Here is a 20,095-nt window from a genome sequence, read left to right on the forward strand (position 1 = left end):
TTCGTATTAATGCCGGGGCGTTTTTTCACTGCCAGAGTTTAACTAAAAGCCGAAAACGGAGGTGTTATGAGTTGGCGACCCTGGCTGTATGTCATTGTTACACCCAAACCTTTACTCAGCCCCCGGCGCGGACATTTACGTCTGGTACGCTGATAAGGAAAAATGCCGCCAGTGTTCCAGGCGGCAGAGGAATCAGAATTCCAGGCGGTTGTCGTCTGGTTCACGCCAGCAATGCAGTATTTCAAGTTGCCTGTCTGCGACTCGAATTATATAGCGTATAAGATCCTTTTAAAGAATCATTTTATGAATGACAAAACCTTCACTCAGGGGGATGTTAACCTGATGACCACGAAATTGTGCGACAGCCCGCAGTCGCTCCGGGTGCATATAGTCGTGCTGGCTTTGGCTTTTATGTTTTTTTAATGCCGCGAGCTTCAATGTGAAATATTCTTCATCCACTGATTCAAAAACTTGTGGAATAAATGAAAGCCAGGTGCCTGGCGTTTCATAGCCGAAAATCTGCGGAATATCTCGACAGGCCATCATGGAAGCCTGGTAAACGGCAAGGTGTTCTTCATGGCGATCAATATCATGCATGGTATAAACACGCATAATCTCTACTTCAGAGGGAATTTGACGGGCAATGACATCTTCCAGAGCGGTAATCATGTCATTGAGTTGCATGTATGTGCGGGTCTGCGAAAAATTAAGATGAATAATTTTCTGACAGCCTAAAATTTTTAATGCTTCGCTGGATTCCTGATAGCGATCACTATTTTTTGCGGATTCTTCTTCCCCGGAAGTCATAACAACTGCTGTAACATAAATTCCCTTTTTGGCAAGGCGAGCCAGAGAGGCACCACAACCTAATTCTATATCGTCAGGATGTGCACCAATAGCCAAAATTCCTTGCCTTTTTTCTACAGAAGGAAAAGCAGAACTTATAATTTTGTCCACATTCTGACACCTCATGTTAATTATTATGGTGAAACTTCTCTAAAAGCAACACATAAGAACTTTTCTGCAAGTACAGACGCCAGGAGTGAGAGAGATATAAATAATCCTGGGATCAGGAATATTTAATATCTGGAGGGGCGGTGGGAGAATGTGTTTTTTTTGTGTGTCATGTGTTAATTAAATGTGCATTTAGAGGCGTATGGTTATATATATTGTATTTTGATGTAATTTGATTTGTCAATTGATTATATTTAAAATTGATTTTTTATTTTTATGTTCAGATTTTAAATATCATGAAAAATTATATTATATAAACCGTGAATATATTTCATTTATCTTAACTGTCAAAATTTGTTCTGTTTGTTTTTAACCTTCTGAATTGTATTGCGAATATATTTAACGCTACATATTTTACGTATCGGATGCGACGTAAACATATTAAGTATTATTAGATATTTTGCTAATTCAATATATTAAAAATTATTTTTACAGTATAAACATAGCGCATTGGACGAAGTTATGAATGTCTTTAGTCTCATTTGAGCTTACGTTTGTCACTTTTTTGCTAAGAATAAAAGCATCTTGTACATAGCGATTAATTCTTTTATCTAATCTCGTTGTCCGCGAATACTGCCTGCATAACAAGACAGGAGAGCAGGCAATCATGGCAATATCATCGCGTAATACATTCCTCGCCGTACTGGCTGTAGTGGCCTTTCAGGCACATGCAGTAAACGTAACTGTTGCTTATCAAACTTCCGCTGAACCCGCGAAAGTTGCACAGGCAGATAACACCTTTGCTAAAGAGAGCGGGGCGAATGTTGACTGGCGTAAGTTTGATAGCGGTGCCAGCATCGTTCGGGCGTTGGCTTCAGGGGATGTACAAATTGGCAACCTTGGTTCCAGCCCACTGGCGGTTGCTGCCAGCCAGCAAGTACCGATTGAAGTCTTCCTGCTGGCCTCAAAACTCGGTAATTCTGAAGCGCTGGTGGTGAAGAAAAACATAAGCAAACCAGAAGATTTGATCGGTAAACGTATTGCTGTGCCGTTTATCTCCACCACACATTACAGCCTGCTGGCAGCATTGAAACACTGGGGAATAAAACCGGGTCAGGTGGAGATCATTAATTTGCAGCCTCCAGCCATTATTGCAGCCTGGCAGCGTGGTGATATTGATGGCGCTTATGTCTGGGCACCTGCCGTCAATGCACTGGAAAAGGATGGCAAAGTGCTTACGGATTCAGAACAGGTTGGACAATGGGGCTCCCCGACGCTGGATGTGTGGGTGGTGCGTAAAGATTTCGCACAAAAATATCCTGAGGTAGTAAAAGCCTTTGCCAAAAGCGCCATTAATGCCCAGCAACCTTATATTGCTGATCCTGACGCATGGCTGAAACAGCCAGAAAATATCAGCAAACTGGCGCGTTTTAGTGGTGTGCAGGAAGCTGATGTGCCTGGTCTGGTTAAAGGCAACACTTACCTGACACCACAACAACAAAGTGCGGAACTTAATGGCCCGGTGAACAAAGCGATTGTCGACACCGCGCAGTTTTTAAAGGAACAAGGCAAAGTGCCTGCTGTGGCGGCTGATTATAGCCAGTACGTCACCGATCGTTTTGTGCAGTAATGGAGGCGCAGATGCTACAGGTTTCCCATCTCTACGCCGACTATGCGGGCAAACCAGCACTAGAAGATATCAATCTGACGCTGAACAGGGGTGAATTGCTGGTGGTACTTGGGCCATCTGGCTGTGGTAAAACCACATTGCTAAATTTGATAGCCGGATTTGTGCCGTATCAACACGGCACAATCCACCTGGCAGGAAACGCGATTGTTGGGCCGGGAGCTGAACGCGGTGTTGTGTTTCAAAATGAAGGTCTGCTGCCGTGGCGAAATGTGCAGGATAACGTCGCACTTGGCCTGCAACTGGCGGGAATGGAAAAAGCGCAACGTGTGCAAGTAGCACAACAGATGTTGATAAAAGTCGGGCTGGAGGGCGCGGGAAAACGTTTCATTTGGCAGCTCTCTGGTGGTCAACGCCAGCGAGTGGGGATTGCCCGCGCACTCGCCGCGAATCCTCAACTTTTACTCCTCGACGAACCCTTTGGTGCACTGGATGCATTTACCCGTGATCAGATGCAAAGCCTGTTACTGAAACTTTGGCAGGAAAGTGGCAAACAGGTGTTGCTGATCACCCATGATATTGAAGAAGCCGTTTTTATGGCCACCGAGCTGGTGCTGCTATCACCTGCGCCAGGGCGCGTTCTGGAACGTATACGGCTGAATTTTTCTCGCCGCTTTACTGCAGGAGAATCAAGCCGGGCGATTAAATCTGATCCGCAATTTATTGCGACCCGCGAATATGTCCTGAGCCGTGTGTTTGCCCAACGGGAGGCGTTCTCATGAGTGTATTGATTAACGAGAAAACGCATCAGTGGCGCTGGCGACTGCGATGGCCTCTCTCGCGTCAGCTTACCTTAAGTTTTAGCGTGTTAGCCGTTTTAGTGACTATCTGGTGGGCGGTGACAGCCTGTCAACTGATTAGCCCGCTGTTTCTGCCGCCACCACAGCAAGTTTTGGCAAAACTGGTCACCATTGCCGGAGCGCAAGGATTTATGGATGCCACGCTATGGCAGCATTTGGCCGCGAGTATGAGCCGTATTTTGCTGGCCTTGATCGCTGCGGTGGTTATCGGCATTCCGGCTGGAGTTGCAATGGGATTAAGCCCAACGATACGCGGCATTCTCGATCCGATAATTGAGCTTTATCGCCCTGTACCACCACTCGCCTGGCTTCCTCTGATGGTTATCTGGTTCGGTATTGGCGAAACACCGAAAGTATTGTTGATCTGGTTGGCGATTTTCGCGCCCCTGACGATGTCAGCCCTGGCGGGAGTTCAAAGCGTGCAACAGGTGCGTATTCGTGCCGCACAGTCGCTGGGGGCGAATCGGGTTCAGGTATTGTGGTACGTCATTTTACCTGGTGCTTTGCCGGAAATATTAACCGGGCTACGCATTGGACTTGGCGTTGGCTGGTCTACCCTGGTGGCGGCAGAACTGATCGCGGCGACGCGAGGTTTAGGGTTTATGGTCCAGTCTGCCGGAGAATTTCTGGCAACTGATGTGGTGCTGGCGGGAATCGCGGTGATTGCGGTAATCGCCTTTCTTTTAGAGTTGAGTCTGCGCGCGTTACAGCGTCGCCTGACGCCCTGGCATGGAGAAGTAAAATGAGTGAACGTCTGAGTATTACCCCACTTGGGCCGCACATTGGCGCGTTGATTTCCGGCGCTGATTTCACGCGACCATTAAGTGATAATCAGTTTGAACAGCTTTACCATGCAGTGCTGCGCCATCAGGTGGTGTTTCTGCGTGAGCAGGCCATCACACCACAGCAGCAGCGCGCACTGGCGCAACGCTTTGGTGATCTTCATATTCATCCTGTTTACCCTCATGCCGCTGGCGTGGATGAAATCATTGTGCTGGATACGCACCACGATAATCCGCCAGATAATGATAACTGGCACACAGACGTCACCTTTATTGAAACACCGCCTGCCGGGGCAATTCTGGCCGCTAAAGAACTGCCTTCTACTGGCGGTGATACGTTATGGGCCAGTGGCATTGCTGCTTATGAAGCGCTTTCAGCTCCGTTTCGTCAGTTGTTAAATGGTTTGCAGGCGGAACATGATTTCCGCAAATCATTCCCGGAATATAAATTCCGTAAAACAGAAGAGGACCATCAACGTTGGCGGGAAGCCGTAGCGAAAAACCCACCTTTATTACACCCGGTGGTGCGTACGCATCCGGTAAGCGGTAAGCACGCATTATTCGTTAATGAAGGTTTTACTACCCGCATTGTGGATGTGACGGCAAAAGAGAGTGAGATGTTACTGGCGTTTCTGTTCGCCCATATCACCAAACCGGAGTTTCAGGTTCGCTGGCGCTGGCAACCCAACGATGTCGCGATTTGGGATAACCGCGTCACTCAACATTACGCCAATGCCGATTACCTGCCACAGCGGCGGATAATGCATCGGGCTACCATTTTGGGGGATAAGCCGTTTTATCGGGCGGGATAATAAATGCCGGGTAAGGTGACTTACCCGGCGAGATAACCATTAACGGAGGATTTTTTTCTCTGCCAGATCGAGCGCGAAATAGCTAAAGATCAGATCCGCACCCGCGCGCTTGATCGATCCTAAACTTTCCAGCACCACTTTCTCTTCATCTATTGCGCCTGCTTGTGCGGCAAACTTGATCATCGCGTATTCGCCACTGACCTGATAAGCACCAACCGGCAGTTCGGTACGCTCACGAATATCACGTAACACATCAAGATAGGCTCCCGCAGGTTTAACCATCAGGCAGTCTGCGCCTTGCGCTTCATCCAGTAACGACTCGCGAATTGCTTCACGACGGTTCATTGGATTCATCTGATAGGTTTTGCGATCACCTTTTAATGCTGTCCCGGCGGCTTCGCGGAACGGACCATAGAATGAAGAGGCAAATTTAGTGGAGTAGGACATGATTGCCGTATCGGTAAATCCGGCGGCATCCAGAGCCTGGCGAATCGCCTGAACTTGCCCATCCATTGCTGCTGAAGGGGCGATAAAATCTGCGCCAGCAGCGGCGGCAACGACAGCCTGTTTACCCAGGTTGATCAATGTCGCGTCGTTATCAACACCATGTTCGCACAGAACACCGCAGTGACCGTGTGAGGTATATTCGCAAAAACAGGTGTCGGACATAACCACCATTTCTGGCACGGTCTGCTTACAAATGCGCGACATACGCGCCACCAGACCTTCTTCTTTCCACGCATCGCTACCGGTTTCATCGGTATGGTGGGAAATACCAAACGTCATTACGGAGCGGATACCCGCGTTAGCAATACGTTCAATTTCACGGGCCAGATACTTCTCCGGGATGCGCATCACGCCAGGCATGGCGTCGATGGCTTTGTAATCGTCGATTTCTTCTTCAACAAAGATCGGCAACACCAGATCATTTAAGCTGAGTGTTGTCTCTTCAAACATAGCGCGGAGCGCAGCTGATTTGCGCAGACGGCGAGGGCGATGGATTAATTCTGTCATGGTATGCCTGATGTTTGTGGAATGAGAGGTCGTAGTATACCTGATGCTGCGCGGAGGTGTTTTACCAAAGTTGTCTCTAAGAGCGCCGGGAAGCGCGGTTTTAGACAAAAAATTGCTATCAATTGCAGAAAATTCACATTTCTTAGAATTATTTATATTGCTGAATTATATTCGCAATGTATTTATTTTGCGTAAATTTAATGGGTTTAATTGTTTTCTTTGGAATGCAACTTTGCAATTATAATTCATTGTTCTGTTATTAATATAATGATTCATTTTTCCGTTAAATGATTTATATGGCTTACTGTTTGAATGCTTTAGGAAAAATTATTTTTGTCCGAATCTGTACTTAATATCTATTTGTCGTCCGTAACCGGACTTAATTTAAAGAATAATTGAACCTTTTGGCGAGAACGCCGCATAATCGTCGGGCGAAACAAAACAATGTTTTTCTTGCATTGATAATTGATGGATCAACTTATTACGTCCCTGAGGAGGGATGACAAATGCACTCCTGGAAAAAGAAACTTGTATTATCTCAATTAGCATTGGCTTGCACTCTGGCAATCACCTCTCAGGCTAATGCTGAATCTAACGATATTTCCGGTACTACCTACAATACGTTTCATCACTACAATGATGCGACTCATGTAGACGACATTTACTATGATGGCTATGTGGGTTGGAACAACTATGCGGCCAATAGTGTTTATAATGGTGATATTTATCCAGTAATTAAGAATGCTACCGTTAACGGTGTTATCTCTACTTACTATCTGGATAACGGTCTTAAAGCCAATACCAATGCGAATAGCCTGACCATTAAAAACAGTACTATTCATGGCATGATTACTTCTGAGTGCCTGACTAAAGATGATTGTACTAATCGCGCAGATGCCGATTATTACTATGATCGTCTGGCTCTGAGCGTTGATAATTCAACGATTGACGATAACTACGAACATTACACATACAACGGCACCTATAACAACGCTGCAGATACGCATGTTGCAAACGTTTATAATATGGGTACTGCAATCACGCTAGATCAGGAAGTTGATCTGTCTATCACTAATAACTCCCATGTTGCAGGTATTACTCTGACCCAGGGTTACGAGTGGGAAGATATCGACGACAACACTGTTAGCACTGGTGTTAACAGCAGCGAAGTGTTTAACAACACCATCACTGTTAAAGATTCTACTGTGACCTCTGGTTCATGGTCTGATGAAGGCACTAGTGGTTGGTTTGGTAAAACTGGTAATGCCAGCGAATATAGTGGTAAATCTAACTTTGTCACCGCAGATACTGACGGAGATGGTGTTGCTGATAGCACTATTGCAAGCTGGGATGATGTTGCATTAGCTGTGGTTGCACATCCGAATGCTGATAATGCTATGCAGACTACCGCTAACTTTAGTAACTCAACTTTGATGGGCGATGTAATCTTCTCTAGCAACTTCGATGAAAACTTCTTCCCGCATGGTGCAGATAGTTATCGCGATGCTGATGGTGAAGTAGATACCAACGGTTGGGATGGAACAGATCGCCTGGATCTGACATTAAATAACGGTAGTAAATGGGTTGGGGCAGCACAATCTGTTCATCAGACAGGTTCTATTGATGTTGATGGAGATGGTAAAGGTGACATCGCTACATATGGTGTTGGCACCGAAGCAACTGCAACTCTGATTGATATTACTGCTAATAGCCTGTGGCCGTCATCAACCGTTGGCGTTGAAAACGATGATACAAGTTACAGTGAATACAACCATATTACTGGTAACCAGGTTTACCAGAGCGGTCTGTTCAATGTAACGCTGAACACCGGTTCACAGTGGGATACCACTAAATCTTCTCTGATCGACACGCTGAGCATCAACAGTGGTTCTACTGTAAACGTTGCCGATTCTACGTTGGTTTCTGACTCTATCTCTCTGACTGGCCGTTCAGCTCTGAACATCAAAGAAGCGGGTCATGTAGCGACTGATTCACTGACCATCGACAACAGTACTGTATCCATCGCTGATGATGTTTCTGCTGGCTGGGCTGTAGGTGATGCTGCTCTGTATGCCAACAACATCAAAGTGACTAACGACGGTATTCTGGATGTAGGTAACACTGCGGCGAATGCTCTGCAGGTTGATACTCTGAACCTGACCAGCACTACTGATACCAGTGGTAACATTCACTCTGGTGTGTTCAACATCGAAAGCAACCGCTTCGTACTTGATGCCGACCTGACCAACGACCGTACCAACGACACTACCAAGTCAAACTACGGTTATGGCTTAATCGCAATGAACTCTGATGGTCACCTGACCATCAATGGTAACGGCGATAACGACAACACTGCTTCTATCGAAGCTGGTCAGAACGAAGTTGATAACGCGGGTGACCGTGTAGCTGCGGCAACCGGTAACTACAAAGTTCGTATCGACAACGCAACTGGTGCAGGTTCTGTTGCTGACTACAACGGTAACGAACTGATCTACGTTAACGACAAAAACAGCAACGCAACCTTCTCTGCTGCTAACAAAGCTGACCTGGGTGCATACACCTATCAGGCTGAGCAGCGCGGTAACACCGTTGTTCTGCAACAGATGGAACTGACTGACTACGCTAACATGGCGCTGAGCATCCCGTCTGCTAACACCAATATCTGGAACCTGCAACAGGACACCGTTGGTACTCGTCTGACCAACGCTCGTCATGGTCTGGCTGATAACGGTGGCGCATGGGTGAGCTACTTCGGCGGTAACTTCAACGGCGACAACGGCACCATTAACTACGATCAGGATGTTAACGGCATCATGGTCGGTGTTGATACCAAAATTGATGGTAACAACGCTAAGTGGATCGTCGGTGCGGCAGCTGGCTTTGCAAAAGGTGACGTAAGCGACCGTTCTGGTCAGGTGGATCAAGACAGCCAGTCTGCCTACATCTACTCTTCTGCTCGCTTCGCAAACAACATCTTTGTTGACGGCAACCTGAGCTACTCTCACTTCAACAGCGATCTGACTGCTGATATGAGCAATGGCCAGTACGTAGATGGTAACACTGCATCTGACGCATGGGGCTTCGGTCTGAAAGCGGGTTATGACTTCAAACTGGGTGATGCTGGTTACGTAACGCCTTACGGTAGCGTATCTGGTCTGTTCCAGTCTGGCGACGACTATCGTCTGAGCAACAACATGAAAGTCGACGGTCAGTCTTACGACAGCATGCGTTATGAACTGGGTGTAGATGCTGGTTATACCTTCGCCTTCAGCGATGACCAGGCGATGACTCCGTACTTCAAACTGGCTTACGTTTACGACGACTCTAACAACGATGCCGACGTAAATGGTGATTCCATCGACAACGGTACCGAAGGTTCTGCGGTACGTGTTGGACTGGGTACTCAGTTCAGCTTCACCAAAAACTTCAGCGCTTATACCGATGCTAACTACCTCGGTGGCGGTGACGTAGATCAAGATTGGTCTGCAAACGTTGGTGTTAAATATACCTGGTAATAAATTTCTCTTAGAGAAATATCGGGTTGTTTAAACTAAATAATGCCCGTCAAGAAATTGACGGGCATTGTTGCAAGGAAAGCACAAATGTTATCAATAACTAAACCAATTCATGAATTTGGTAAGCTTAATACGTGTTTATCTAAATATGGTGCTCGTTTTGAGTTTAACAATGAAAAACAAGTTATTTGTTCCAGTGATGTAAATGACGACGATACATTTGTTATTTTAGAGGGGGTAATCTCTCTACGAAGAGGAGAAAATGTTTTAGTAGGGTTTTCTCAGGCACCTTTTATTATGGGCCTGGCTGATGGTTTAGTTAAAAACAATGTAAATTATAAATTAATTGCCGAAGGAAATTGCATGGGCTATCACCTTCCGGCGAAACAAACTCTCTCTCTTATTGAGCAATTTCAGCTTTGGCGAGAAGCATTCTGCTGGGTAGCCTGGCAAAATCGAATTCTCGAATTACGTGACGTTCAGTTAATCGGTAATAATTCATACGAACAAATTCGCGCAACACTAATATCTATGAATGAGTGGGATGAAGATCTCCGTGCACGTATTGGTGTGATGAATTATATCCATCAACGAACCCGTATTTCGCGGTCTGTTGTTGCAGAAGTCCTTGCAGCATTACGTAAAGGCGAATACATCGAAATGAATAAAGGCAAACTGGTCAAAATCAACCGCTTGCCTTCTGAGTATTAATCAGGAAGCGGGAATAACAAGTGGCTTATTCTCGCTCAACTCTGTTACCAAATCATTAATGCCATCGCTCATATTTTTAAAACGAGTCTGAGCAGAGCGCGTGACGACCACAAAAGCGCCGACGTTTTGCTGCGGAATCATCGCCATATAAGTGATAAAACCACCACCGCCACCGGTTTTTTGAATGATTCCTGGGCGACCCTCTTTCGGTGCCATATAAACCCAACCAAGCCCTAAAGCATCCGCTTTACCTGGCACATCCATACCAATGACTTTCGTTAACTGCGCACGCTGAAAAATCAATGTTTGCATGCGGTCAGCCTGTTTACTGCGTTGATAAAAGTCAGATGAAAGATACTGCTGCATCCAACGCATCATGTCGCCTGGTGTGGAATAGACACCGCCACTTCCCACAGCGGCCAGCGTGTTATTACATGGGCTGGCACCTCGTTCCGCAACCATCAGACGCTTACATTGATCAGGCGAAGGCGTAAAAGTGGTGTCTTTCATACCTAACGGACGGGTAATTTTCTCTTCAAACAGCTGGCTATAAGGCCGCCCGGCGGCAGTTGAGAGAGCATCCGCCAACAGGTCGTATGCCAGATTAGAGTATGCAGCCTGCGAACCTGGAGCTGCTTTCAATTTGGCTCCAGAAAGGTAGCTCCAGCGTTGCTCACGCGTCGGCCAGACGAAAACCGGGCGATTCGCTGCACCACCTGGTTGCTCGCGGGGCAGGGCACTGGTATGTGTCGCCAGGTTAACCAGTGTAATAGGCGTTCCCTGGTAAGTTGGAACACGGGCACCCGGTGGAGCATATTTACTTAGCGGATCGTTTAATTTTACGGTGCCTTGATCAAGCAACTTCACCAGCATCTCACTGGTCATCAGTTTGGTGATTGAGGCAATACGAATCACGGAGTCCAGCTGCGGGCGAACGTTGTTGCCAGGGCGCGTTTCACCAAAACTACGAAATACGCGTTGGTTACCGTCGATTACAACCAGCGCCATTCCTGTTGCGCCACTGCCATAAAAAATATGTTCGGCGTAACGATCAACAATATCTGAGGCAAATTGTGGATCGGCGATGGGCTGCACCGCCTGGGCTGGAGTAATGAAGACAGCGCACAAGGCGACAGACAAAAGCAGACTACGTTTCAAAAGCGGCATCCATGGATCAAATAAAAATCATATAGCGTATTTATACTATTCGGCTGCTGGTTGCAAAACGCTTAATTGTGCAACGACACGGCTTAAAACGTAACGATGGGTAAATTTATCCTTTTTCAGTTGGCAGCCAAAATGCCCATTGTTCATAGCTGATGAAGAGTGTGCGCCTCATCCTGCCTACAACATCGTGTAAATTCAATATATTGCAATCAATGCCCGGTCTTGCTAAGCGTATCGTATCTGGCAATGCTGTTATTACCATCACTCTTTTGCATTTTTACGTTCACATATCTTCATTCTTTCCCTGGCAGCTCTTGCGGAATTCTCTTTTGTAAATAATCCTAATTTTGTGAAATTCGTCGAAACAATTCTCCTGCGGGTAAGAGCGAACTAACGCTTTCTATTTCGGTCACAATGGGCGGTTTCGCCGGGGCGTTGCAGGCGTGCCGGTTAACACACAGCAGCTTTTAAAACGATAAGAAGTGAGCAGGAGATCAGCATGTTTAAGTCTTTTTTCCCAAAGCCTGGGAAATTTTTTCTTTCGGCATTGATATGGGCACTGTTTGCCGTGCTTTTCTGGCAGGCTGGCGGTGGCGCCTGGATCGCCAGTCTTACGGGAGCCTCAGATAAATTGCCGATTAGCGCCGCCCGTTTCTGGTCGCTGAATTTTGCTATTTTCTATGCTTATTACATTGTTTGTGTCGGCCTGTTTGCTCTGTTCTGGTTTATCTATAGCCCGCATCGCTGGCAATACTGGTCGATTCTTGGAACAGCGCTGATTATTTTTGTCACCTGGTTTTTGGTGGAAGTCGGCGTTGCCATTAACGCATGGTATGCGCCGTTCTATGACTTAATCCAGCAGGCACTTAGCGCACCGCATAAAGTTAAGATTGAACAGTTTTACCATGAGATAGGCGTATTTCTCGGCATTGCGTTTATCGCGGTAGTGGTGAGTGTGCTGAACAACTTCTTCGTAAGCCACTATGTTTTTCGCTGGCGTACTGCGATGAACGAATATTACATGGCGAACTGGCAGCAGCTGCGTCATATTGAAGGGGCCGCGCAACGTGTGCAGGAAGATACCATGCGTTTCGCCTCCACGGTGGAAAGCATGGGCGTGAGTTTACTCAATGCTGTAATGACGCTGATCGCCTTTTTGCCGGTTCTGGTGGCACTCTCCGTGCATGTTCCTGAGCTACCGATTGTCGGGCATATTCCGTATGGTCTGGTGATTGCCGCCATTGTATGGTCTATTGTCGGCACTGGCATTTTGGCAATTGTCGGTATCAAACTTCCTGGGCTGGAGTTTAACAATCAGCGTGTCGAAGCGGCCTACCGTAAAGAACTGGTATTTGGTGAGGATGATCCTTCTCGCGCCACACCACCGACAGTGCGTGAGCTGTTTAGCGCGGTGCGGAAAAACTATTTTCGCCTCTATTTTCACTATATGTACTTCAATATTGCACGAATTTTGTATCTGCAACTCGATAATGTTTTCGGCGTGTTCTTGCTGTTTCCGTCGATTGTTTCTGCCACCATTACGCTGGGCTTACTGACGCAAATTACGAATATTTTCGACCGGGTGCGTGGGGCTTTCCAGTATCTGATCACCTCGTGGACGACACTGGTGGAATTGATGTCTATCTATAAGCGTCTGCGCAGTTTTGAGCGAGAGCTGGATGGTCAGGAGATTCAGGAGGTCACGCACACCCTGAGCTAAAAGGAAATGTAATGTTGAGGGCAATACGTTTTTCTTCTTATTCACTGCTTGCTGTACTGGTGTTGGCGGGGTGTAGTAGTAACACCCCGCAGCCAGCTAAAAAAGGCGAAAAAAAGGTTGATGTGGCATCAGTTGTGCGGCAAAAAATGCCCGCGACAGTAAAAGACCGGGATGGCTGGGCGCAGGATCTGGCAACAACGTTTGCAAGCCAGAATATTGCGCCAACGCTGGAAAATGTTTGCTCAGTGCTGGCTGTTGCTCAGCAGGAATCGACCTACCAGGCTGATCCTGTTGTGCCGGGTCTGAGTAAAATTGCCTGGCAGGAGATCGACCGCCGTGCGGAGCGGTTGCATATCCCGCTGTTTCTGGTTCATACCGCGCTGAAAATTAAATCACCCAACGGTAAAAGCTATAGCGAGCGTCTTGATACGGTAAAAACAGAAAAGCAACTGAGCGCCATTTTTGATGATTTTATTGATATGGTGCCAATGGGCCAGACACTGTTTGGCTCGCTAAATCCGGTGCATACGGGCGGCCCGATGCAGGTCAGTATTGCTTTTGCTGAACAGCATACCAAAGGCTATCCGTGGAAGATGTCTGGCACCGTGCGCCAGGAAGTGTTTACCCGACGCGGTGGACTTTGGTTTGGTACTTATCATTTATTGAACTATCCCGCCAGCTATAGCGATCCTCTCTATCGTTTCGCAGACTTTAATGCGGGCTGGTATGCCAGCCGAAATGCGGCTTTCCAGAATGCGGTGAGTAAAGCCAGTGGGGTAAAACTGGCTCTGGATGGCGATTTAATTCTTTATGGCAGTAAAGATCCCGGTAAGACTGAACTCGCTACCCGGAAACTGGCTTCAAGGTTAGGAATGAGCGATCGGGAAATTCGTCGTCAACTGGAGAAGGGCGACAGTTTTGCTTTTGAAAAAACCGAGTTGTACGAAAAAGTGTATCAACTGGCAGAAGCAAAAACGGGCAAACCATTGCCGAAAGCGTTATTACCAGGCATTAAACTCGAAAGCCCGAAAATCACCCGCAACTTGACGACTGCATGGTTTGCCAGACGTGTGGATGAAAGATGGGCAAAATGTATGCAGTGATTACTTAGCGTTGGCGGTGGCGCCAACGCAATATTGCCGCAATTACGCTTAAAATCAGGCAACCAGCCAAAAATGGCACCAGCCCAAAGATGGTTCCGACGCCCAGACCTATCTCCACACGCGGGCGTCCGGAATCCTGCACTTGCATCAGTTGTTCATATACGCCTGGGGCATGAACCAGAAGCGTAATGATTTGTGCCCCTGCCCAAAAGCAAAACAGCACAAATATCGCATAGGCAAGGTTGCCTTGTAGGGTGGAGGGCTCCCGATACTTTCCGCTAAACAGCGATTTTGAGTGCGAGAAATCAGCCATAAAGACCTCCAGGTAACACTTACTTCTCTTGCGGCGATATGCCAGCGGCTTATGGGAAGTCTGACATCTCATAAACGTTGTCAATATCAGAAAGATGGTAATTTGCATAAAGGCGTGTTGTGAATGAACAGATTTATGCTTAACGTCACACAAGTGTTACTTTAAGATAAATTTATTAACAATTAAGATATACCCCAACCGCGATACATTTCTCGTTCGTATTAAACCAAGTCCTTGTTCCGGAGATGCCATGAACCTGCCTGTAAAAATCCGCCGTGACTGGCATTATTACGCCTTCGCCATTGGGCTTATTTTCATTCTGAATGGGGTTGTGGGCCTGCTGGGATTTGAAGCGCAGGGCTGGCAAACTTATGCCGTTGGGTTAGTAACCTGGGTTATCAGTTTCTGGGTGGCAGGAATGATTATCCGCCGCCGTGTGGATGAAGAGGAAAAAGCCCGGTAACAGGTGTTACCGGGCGAAAAAAATTACATTGTCGTTTTCAGCGCGTTATTTGCTGCGTGGCGCTCCAGCGCTAACTCAATCAGGCGAGTAATCAGGTCGGTATAACTCAAACCACTTGCCTGCCACAGTTTCGGATACATGCTGATGTTGGTAAAGCCAGGCAACGTATTGATCTCATTAATCACCACGTCGTTTTCCAGCGTTAAAAAGACATCAACGCGTGCCATACCTGCACAACCAAGAGTCTGATAGGCTTTTACTGCAATTTCACGGATCTTATCGTTAATTTCAGCGGGGATAGCCGCCGGAACAACAACTTTCGCGCCATCATCGTCAATGTATTTGGTGTCGTAGGCATAGAAATCGCTGTTAAGAACAATTTCGCCACAGGTACTGGCTTGTGGATGATCATTACCTAACACGGCACATTCGATTTCACGTCCTTTAATACCTTTCTCAACAACCACTTTATGATCGTATTCAAAGGCCAAATCGACGGCTTTTTTATATTCGGCTTCGTTGGTAACTTTACTGACACCGACAGAAGACCCCTGGTTAGCCGGTTTAACAAATAACGGAAGCCCCAGTTGTGCTTCAATTTCAGCAAAGGTGATGGTACTGCGGTTAGCACGAGTCAGCGTGACGAACGGCGCGATGTTAAGTCCGGCATCGCGTAGTAAACGTTTAGTGACATCTTTATCCATGCAGGCAGCGGAACCAAGCACATCAGAACCGACAAATGGCAGATTTGCCACACGCAACATACCCTGCAATGAACCGTCTTCACCAAGCGTGCCATGAACGATAGGGAAGATCACGTCGACCGTCGGCAGCGGCTGCGCAGTTTGCGCATCGATCAATTGCTGCTCATGTTTGCCCGGAACCTGTGCCAGGCTGGTGGCTGAAGGACGCAGCGCAATCCGTGCCGGATCGTCTGCGTTCAATAAATAGTTTGCCGCATCACTGACGTGCCATTGCCCTTGCTTATCAATACCTAACAGCACGACGTCAAAGCGGGTTTTGTCGATGGCATCGACAATATTTTTTGCCGATTGCAATGACACTTCGTGTTCCGCTGATTTTCCGCCAAATACGATTCCAACTCGCAATTTTTCCATTTTCTCAACCCATTCCAAGGAACGCAAAGCGTATACATTACCACGTTGAAAAGCGGGATTCCCCAGCCGTAAGCCGTTTTTGCGGAGGATTTTTGTATTGCACTATCTCAGAAGATTACCCTGTATCCCGTAGATAAAGTGGTTAAGTGGTCATGAAATTTGATGAACGGGAAGATAAAACACTATGAAAAATGGCCTGAAGGAAGATTCATGAAATAAAGTGTTATTTAACTATTAGTTTTAGCTATATTTCATAACTATTAATTATGGTAGTCCGCAACTATTAATTAATGCAATTTTTTAATTCGTGGAATTATAATGCGCGAGAAACGTTTCGCGCTAATTTGTGTTAAGAATATTTGCCAAAAGTATTCGTTATGTCATAAAAATACTACTTTCAGACTCTAGGAAGTTTTGAGTCTAAATGTTAACGTCACCATACATTGGATAAGGAAATGCAGTTATGAAAAATCTTATTTCTGAGTTGTTGATTAAACTTGCACAAAAAGAAGAAGAGTCAAAGGAGTTGGTTGCCCAGGTAGAAGCCCTGGAGATTATCGTCACGGCTATGTTGCGTAATATGGGGCAACCTGAACAAAAACGCGTAATCGACCAGATAGAAGGGGCTTTGGCCGGGGTAAAGCCTGATGCCAGCGTTCCTGACGGCGATACGGAAATGCTGCGCGCATATGTAAAGAAGCTCTTAAGGCATCCCCGGCAATAAGACACAGAACCGACACGACACTGTCATAAAGTTGTCATCCTCGCTACCTATAGTCGCTTTGTTTTTATTTTACTGTATTTATACATGGAGATAATAAAGTGAAACAAAGCGCTATTGCATTGGCCCTGTTATCTTGTCTGATTACTCCGGTAAGCCAGGCTCAAACTTCTCAAAATATCAATATCCTGGAAAAACGTGCCGCTCAGGGTGATATTACAATGCCAGGTGGCGCTCGCCGTTTAAGTGGCGATCTAACTGAGGCATTACGTGCATCTCTTAATGATAAGCCAGCTAAAAATATTATTTTATTAATTGGCGATGGCATGGGGGATTCTGAAATTACTGCTGCACGAAATTATGCAGAAGGTGCAGGTGGTTATTTTAAAGGGATCGATGCGTTGCCATTAACCGGGCAGTACACTCACTATGCATTGGACAAAAAAACCGGCAAACCTGATTACGTGACAGATTCTGCTGCATCCGCAACCGCATGGACGACAGGCGTCAAAACATACAATGGTGCGCTGGGTGTCGATATCCATGAAAATCCTCATACCACTATTCTTGAGATGGCAAAAGCAGCCGGTCTGGCAACAGGCAACGTGTCTACGGCTGAGTTGCAGGATGCGACACCTGCTGCGTTGGTTTCTCATGTCACCTCACGCAAATGCTATGGCCCTTCTGTTACCAGTGAAAAATGCCCGGGCAATGCACTGGAAAAGGGGGGGAAAGGTTCAATCACTGAACAACTGTTGAATGCCCGTGCGGATGTGACGTTGGGTGGTGGTGCAAAAACGTTTGCTGAAACGGCAACCGCTGGAGAGTGGCAGGGTAAAACATTGCGTGAGCAAGCTCTGGCTCGCGGTTATCAGATTGTCAGCGATGCCGCATCCCTCGCAGCAGTGACGCAAGCAGGGCAGGACAAACCTCTGCTCGGGTTATTTGCTGAAGGAAATATGCCTGTACGTTGGCATGGGCCAAAGGCGAGTTATCACGGGAATCTCGATAAGCCCGCAGTAACCTGCACGCCAAATCCTCAGCGTAACGAAACTGTACCGACACTGGCACAGATGACAGATAAAGCTATTGAATTACTTAGCAAAAATGAGAGAGGTTTCTTCCTGCAAGTAGAAGGGGCATCTATAGATAAGCAAGATCACGCGGCTAATCCATGTGGACAGATTGGTGAGACGGTTGATCTCGACGAAGCTGTTCAACGTGCTCTGGAATTTGCCAAAAAAGATGGCAATACACTGGTGATCGTAACTGCAGATCATGCGCATTCCAGCCAGATTGTGGCACCAGATACCAAAGCGCCAGGTTTAACTCAGGCGCTAAATACGAAAGATGGTGCGGTGATGGCGATAAGCTACGGTAACTCTGAAGAAGACTCTCAGGAGCATACCGGTAGCCAGCTGCGCATCGCAGCGTACGGGCCGAATGCCGCTAATGTGGTCGGACTGACCGATCAAACGGATCTTTTCTACACCATGAAAGCCGCTCTGGGCTTGCAATAATCCATACCGACGGCCATTAATTGCGCCGTCGGGTGGTTTTTTCACCATCAGCAGCCAGACTTATAAACACTATCCTTCGGGCGTATTTTCCGGCCCGAAGGAAACTGGTGAAGTTGCAACCTCACAAAAGGATGGTGCGATGAAAATGACATTACTGGTTACCCTGCTATTTGGGCTGGTTTTTTTAACCACTGTCGGTGCTGCCGAGAGAACATTAACGCCGCAACAACAGCGTATGACCACCTGTAATCAGCAAGCTACTGCACAGGCGTTAAAAGGTGATGCCCGAAAAACGTATATGAGCGATTGCCTGAAAAACAGCAAATCTCCCCCGAATGAAAAAAGCCTGACACCACAACAACAAAAGATGCGTGAATGTAATACCCAGGCGACGGAACAATCACTGAAAGGTGACGACCGTAATAAATTTATGAGTGCGTGTCTGAAGAAGGCTGCATAGATCCCCCTTAGTGCTTACGGGTGAGACACGCAAACGCCTCACCCGAAATATCATACTTTCTCTCTCACCCCCCCTCCTATAATTTGGGAAATTTGTTTCTAAATATTCCCAAAAAAATAATGAATGATGAAAACTTCCTTAAAAAAGCGGTCGCACCGGGTGAAGAACCACCTTCTTCACCTCAAAACGAACATCAACGTTCCGGGTTACGCTTTGCCCGTCGTGTGAGGCTACCAAGAGTTGTCGGTTTTGGCGGTATGTTCTTCCCCATCGCCTCGGCGCTGGTGGAGCAACCGAACGCTGGATGGTGGTGGTTGATCCTTGTTGGCTGGTCATTCGTTTGGCCACATCTGGCCTGGCAAATGTCCAGTCGTGCAATGGACCCCTTAAACCGTGAAATTTACAACCTAAAAACGGATGCGATTACTGCCGGGATGTGGGTTGGCATAATGGGTGTTAACGCACTACCTTCAACGACGATGCTGATGATTATGTGCCTTAACCTCATGGGCGCCGGAGGCATTAGGTTGTTCGTCGCCGGGCTGGTATTGATGGTAGTCGCATGTCTGGTGACGCTACAGTTGACCGGCATCCGCGTCGCGTTTACCAGTTCGCCCCTTGAGTGGTGGCTTTCACTCCCTGTCATTGTGTTTTATCCCTTAATTTTCGCCTGGGTCAGCTATCAGACAGCAACTAAATTGGCAGAGCATAAACGCCGTTTGCAGGTAATGAGCGCCAGAGATGGTATGACTGGGGTATATAATCGGAGACATTGGGAAACTTTACTGTGTATTGAATTTGATCATTGCCGACGTTATCAACGCGATGCCACGCTGCTGATTATCGATATTGATCATTTCAAGAGCATTAACGATACCTGGGGGCATGATGTAGGTGATGAAGCGATCCTCGCACTGACCCGCCAATTGCAAATGACGTTACGCAGTAGTGATGTAATAGGGCGCTTTGGTGGTGATGAATTTGCGGTGATCATGTGTGGAACGCCCGCAGAAAATGCGATTGCCGCGATGTCCAGGGTACATGAACGTCTCTCGCATTTGCGTTTGTCTTGTGCCCCGCAAGTTATTTTACGTATCAGCGTAGGGGTAGCGCCATTAACGCCGCAAATCAGTCACTATCGTGAATGGTTAAAATCTGCAGATATGGCGCTCTACAAAGCAAAGAGCGCCGGACGTAATCGCACCGAAGTGGCGGCCTGACGTCCGGCACCAGAC

The 20,095-nt window shown here is 47.0% G+C and carries 18 protein-coding genes; 13 read left to right on the plus strand and 5 right to left on the minus strand.

Annotation, left to right across the window (positions count from 1 at the left end; all coding sequences use genetic code 11):
- Nucleotides 1–288 precede the first annotated feature (288 nt).
- Nucleotides 289–957, minus strand: coding sequence for a PIG-L deacetylase family protein (locus tag K0335_RS12765; protein ID WP_160193658.1), 669 nt, complete (start codon nucleotides 955–957; stop codon nucleotides 289–291).
- A 664-nt stretch (nucleotides 958–1,621) separates the two neighbouring features.
- Here K0335_RS12765 and tauA point away from each other — a divergent pair.
- The 4 genes from tauA to tauD are packed head-to-tail and all read left to right on the plus strand — an operon-like array spanning nucleotide 1,622 to nucleotide 5,035.
- On the plus strand, nucleotides 1,622–2,584 hold the full coding sequence (gene tauA / locus K0335_RS12770) for a taurine ABC transporter substrate-binding protein (protein WP_104919303.1): 963 nt from the start codon (nucleotides 1,622–1,624) through the stop codon (nucleotides 2,582–2,584).
- Between the two features lie 11 nt (nucleotides 2,585–2,595).
- Entirely contained in the window at nucleotides 2,596–3,363 is a 768-nt protein-coding gene (tauB, locus tag K0335_RS12775; protein WP_000942291.1) for a taurine ABC transporter ATP-binding subunit, read from the plus strand.
- Nucleotides 3,360–4,187: a taurine ABC transporter permease TauC gene (tauC, locus tag K0335_RS12780; protein WP_000114628.1), complete on the plus strand. Its 828-nt coding sequence runs from the start codon at nucleotides 3,360–3,362 to the stop codon at nucleotides 4,185–4,187. Before tauB ends, tauC begins: the two co-directional genes overlap by 4 nt.
- Nucleotides 4,184–5,035, plus strand: a complete 852-nt coding sequence (gene tauD, locus K0335_RS12785; RefSeq protein WP_160193657.1) for a taurine dioxygenase — start codon at nucleotides 4,184–4,186, stop codon at nucleotides 5,033–5,035. The genes tauC and tauD overlap by 4 nt, the downstream gene beginning before the upstream one ends.
- A gap of 39 nt (nucleotides 5,036–5,074) precedes the next feature.
- Here tauD and hemB read toward each other — a convergent pair whose 3' ends face one another.
- Nucleotides 5,075–6,049, minus strand: a complete 975-nt coding sequence (gene hemB, locus K0335_RS12790; protein ID WP_000137503.1) for a porphobilinogen synthase — start codon at nucleotides 6,047–6,049, stop codon at nucleotides 5,075–5,077.
- Nucleotides 6,050–6,555: 506 nt separating this feature from the next.
- Between hemB and ehaB the strand changes: the two genes are divergently transcribed.
- The gene (gene ehaB, locus K0335_RS12795; RefSeq protein ID WP_000556404.1) at nucleotides 6,556–9,564 is read left to right on the plus strand and encodes an autotransporter adhesin EhaB; all 3,009 of its coding nucleotides are present in this window, start codon (nucleotides 6,556–6,558) and stop codon (nucleotides 9,562–9,564) included.
- Between the two features lie 87 nt (nucleotides 9,565–9,651).
- Nucleotides 9,652–10,275, plus strand: coding sequence for a hydrogen peroxide resistance inhibitor IprA (gene iprA / locus K0335_RS12800; RefSeq protein ID WP_104919305.1), 624 nt, complete (start codon nucleotides 9,652–9,654; stop codon nucleotides 10,273–10,275).
- On the opposite strand, the gene ampH is transcribed toward iprA, so the two are convergent.
- Nucleotides 10,276–11,433: a D-alanyl-D-alanine-carboxypeptidase/endopeptidase AmpH gene (gene ampH, locus K0335_RS12805; protein WP_104919306.1), complete on the minus strand. Its 1,158-nt coding sequence runs from the start codon at nucleotides 11,431–11,433 to the stop codon at nucleotides 10,276–10,278.
- A gap of 508 nt (nucleotides 11,434–11,941) precedes the next feature.
- On the opposite strand from ampH, the gene sbmA reads away from it, so the two are divergent.
- Together sbmA and K0335_RS12815 are read left to right on the plus strand one after the other, a co-directional pair.
- Nucleotides 11,942–13,162 (plus strand): peptide antibiotic transporter SbmA, encoded by a 1,221-nt coding sequence (gene sbmA / locus K0335_RS12810; RefSeq protein ID WP_000477012.1) that lies wholly within the window; start codon nucleotides 11,942–11,944, stop codon nucleotides 13,160–13,162.
- Between the two features lie 11 nt (nucleotides 13,163–13,173).
- Complete coding sequence (locus tag K0335_RS12815) at nucleotides 13,174–14,265, plus strand: DUF1615 domain-containing protein (RefSeq protein WP_000942591.1); 1,092 nt, start codon at nucleotides 13,174–13,176, stop codon at nucleotides 14,263–14,265.
- A gap of 4 nt (nucleotides 14,266–14,269) precedes the next feature.
- Here K0335_RS12815 and K0335_RS12820 read toward each other — a convergent pair whose 3' ends face one another.
- A complete protein-coding gene (locus tag K0335_RS12820; RefSeq protein ID WP_000763125.1) occupies nucleotides 14,270–14,578 on the minus strand; it encodes a DUF2755 family protein in 309 nt (102 codons plus the stop codon).
- Nucleotides 14,579–14,828: 250 nt separating this feature from the next.
- On the opposite strand from K0335_RS12820, the gene K0335_RS12825 reads away from it, so the two are divergent.
- Nucleotides 14,829–15,041 (plus strand): DUF2754 domain-containing protein, encoded by a 213-nt coding sequence (locus K0335_RS12825; RefSeq protein WP_001053093.1) that lies wholly within the window; start codon nucleotides 14,829–14,831, stop codon nucleotides 15,039–15,041.
- Nucleotides 15,042–15,064: 23 nt separating this feature from the next.
- Here the strand turns inward: K0335_RS12825 and ddlA are convergent, their stop codons facing one another.
- On the minus strand, nucleotides 15,065–16,159 hold the full coding sequence (ddlA, locus tag K0335_RS12830; RefSeq protein WP_000413701.1) for a D-alanine--D-alanine ligase: 1,095 nt from the start codon (nucleotides 16,157–16,159) through the stop codon (nucleotides 15,065–15,067).
- Nucleotides 16,160–16,622: 463 nt separating this feature from the next.
- On the opposite strand from ddlA, the gene iraP reads away from it, so the two are divergent.
- From iraP to adrA, 4 genes are all read left to right on the plus strand, one after another.
- Nucleotides 16,623–16,883: an anti-adapter protein IraP gene (gene iraP, locus K0335_RS12835; RefSeq protein ID WP_000793043.1), complete on the plus strand. Its 261-nt coding sequence runs from the start codon at nucleotides 16,623–16,625 to the stop codon at nucleotides 16,881–16,883.
- Nucleotides 16,884–16,981: 98 nt separating this feature from the next.
- Nucleotides 16,982–18,400, plus strand: coding sequence for an alkaline phosphatase (gene phoA, locus K0335_RS12840; protein ID WP_104919307.1), 1,419 nt, complete (start codon nucleotides 16,982–16,984; stop codon nucleotides 18,398–18,400).
- A gap of 139 nt (nucleotides 18,401–18,539) precedes the next feature.
- The gene (gene psiF / locus K0335_RS12845; RefSeq protein ID WP_000784397.1) at nucleotides 18,540–18,860 is read left to right on the plus strand and encodes a phosphate starvation-inducible protein PsiF; all 321 of its coding nucleotides are present in this window, start codon (nucleotides 18,540–18,542) and stop codon (nucleotides 18,858–18,860) included.
- 119 nt (nucleotides 18,861–18,979) lie between these two features.
- A complete protein-coding gene (adrA, locus tag K0335_RS12850) occupies nucleotides 18,980–20,080 on the plus strand; it encodes a diguanylate cyclase AdrA (protein ID WP_257711136.1) in 1,101 nt (366 codons plus the stop codon).
- Nucleotides 20,081–20,095 lie beyond the last annotated feature (15 nt).

Origin of the sequence: Escherichia sp. GZ89 (genome assembly GCF_019366485.1) — a bacterium.
GTDB classification, from domain to species: Bacteria; Pseudomonadota; Gammaproteobacteria; order Enterobacterales; family Enterobacteriaceae; genus Escherichia; species Escherichia fergusonii.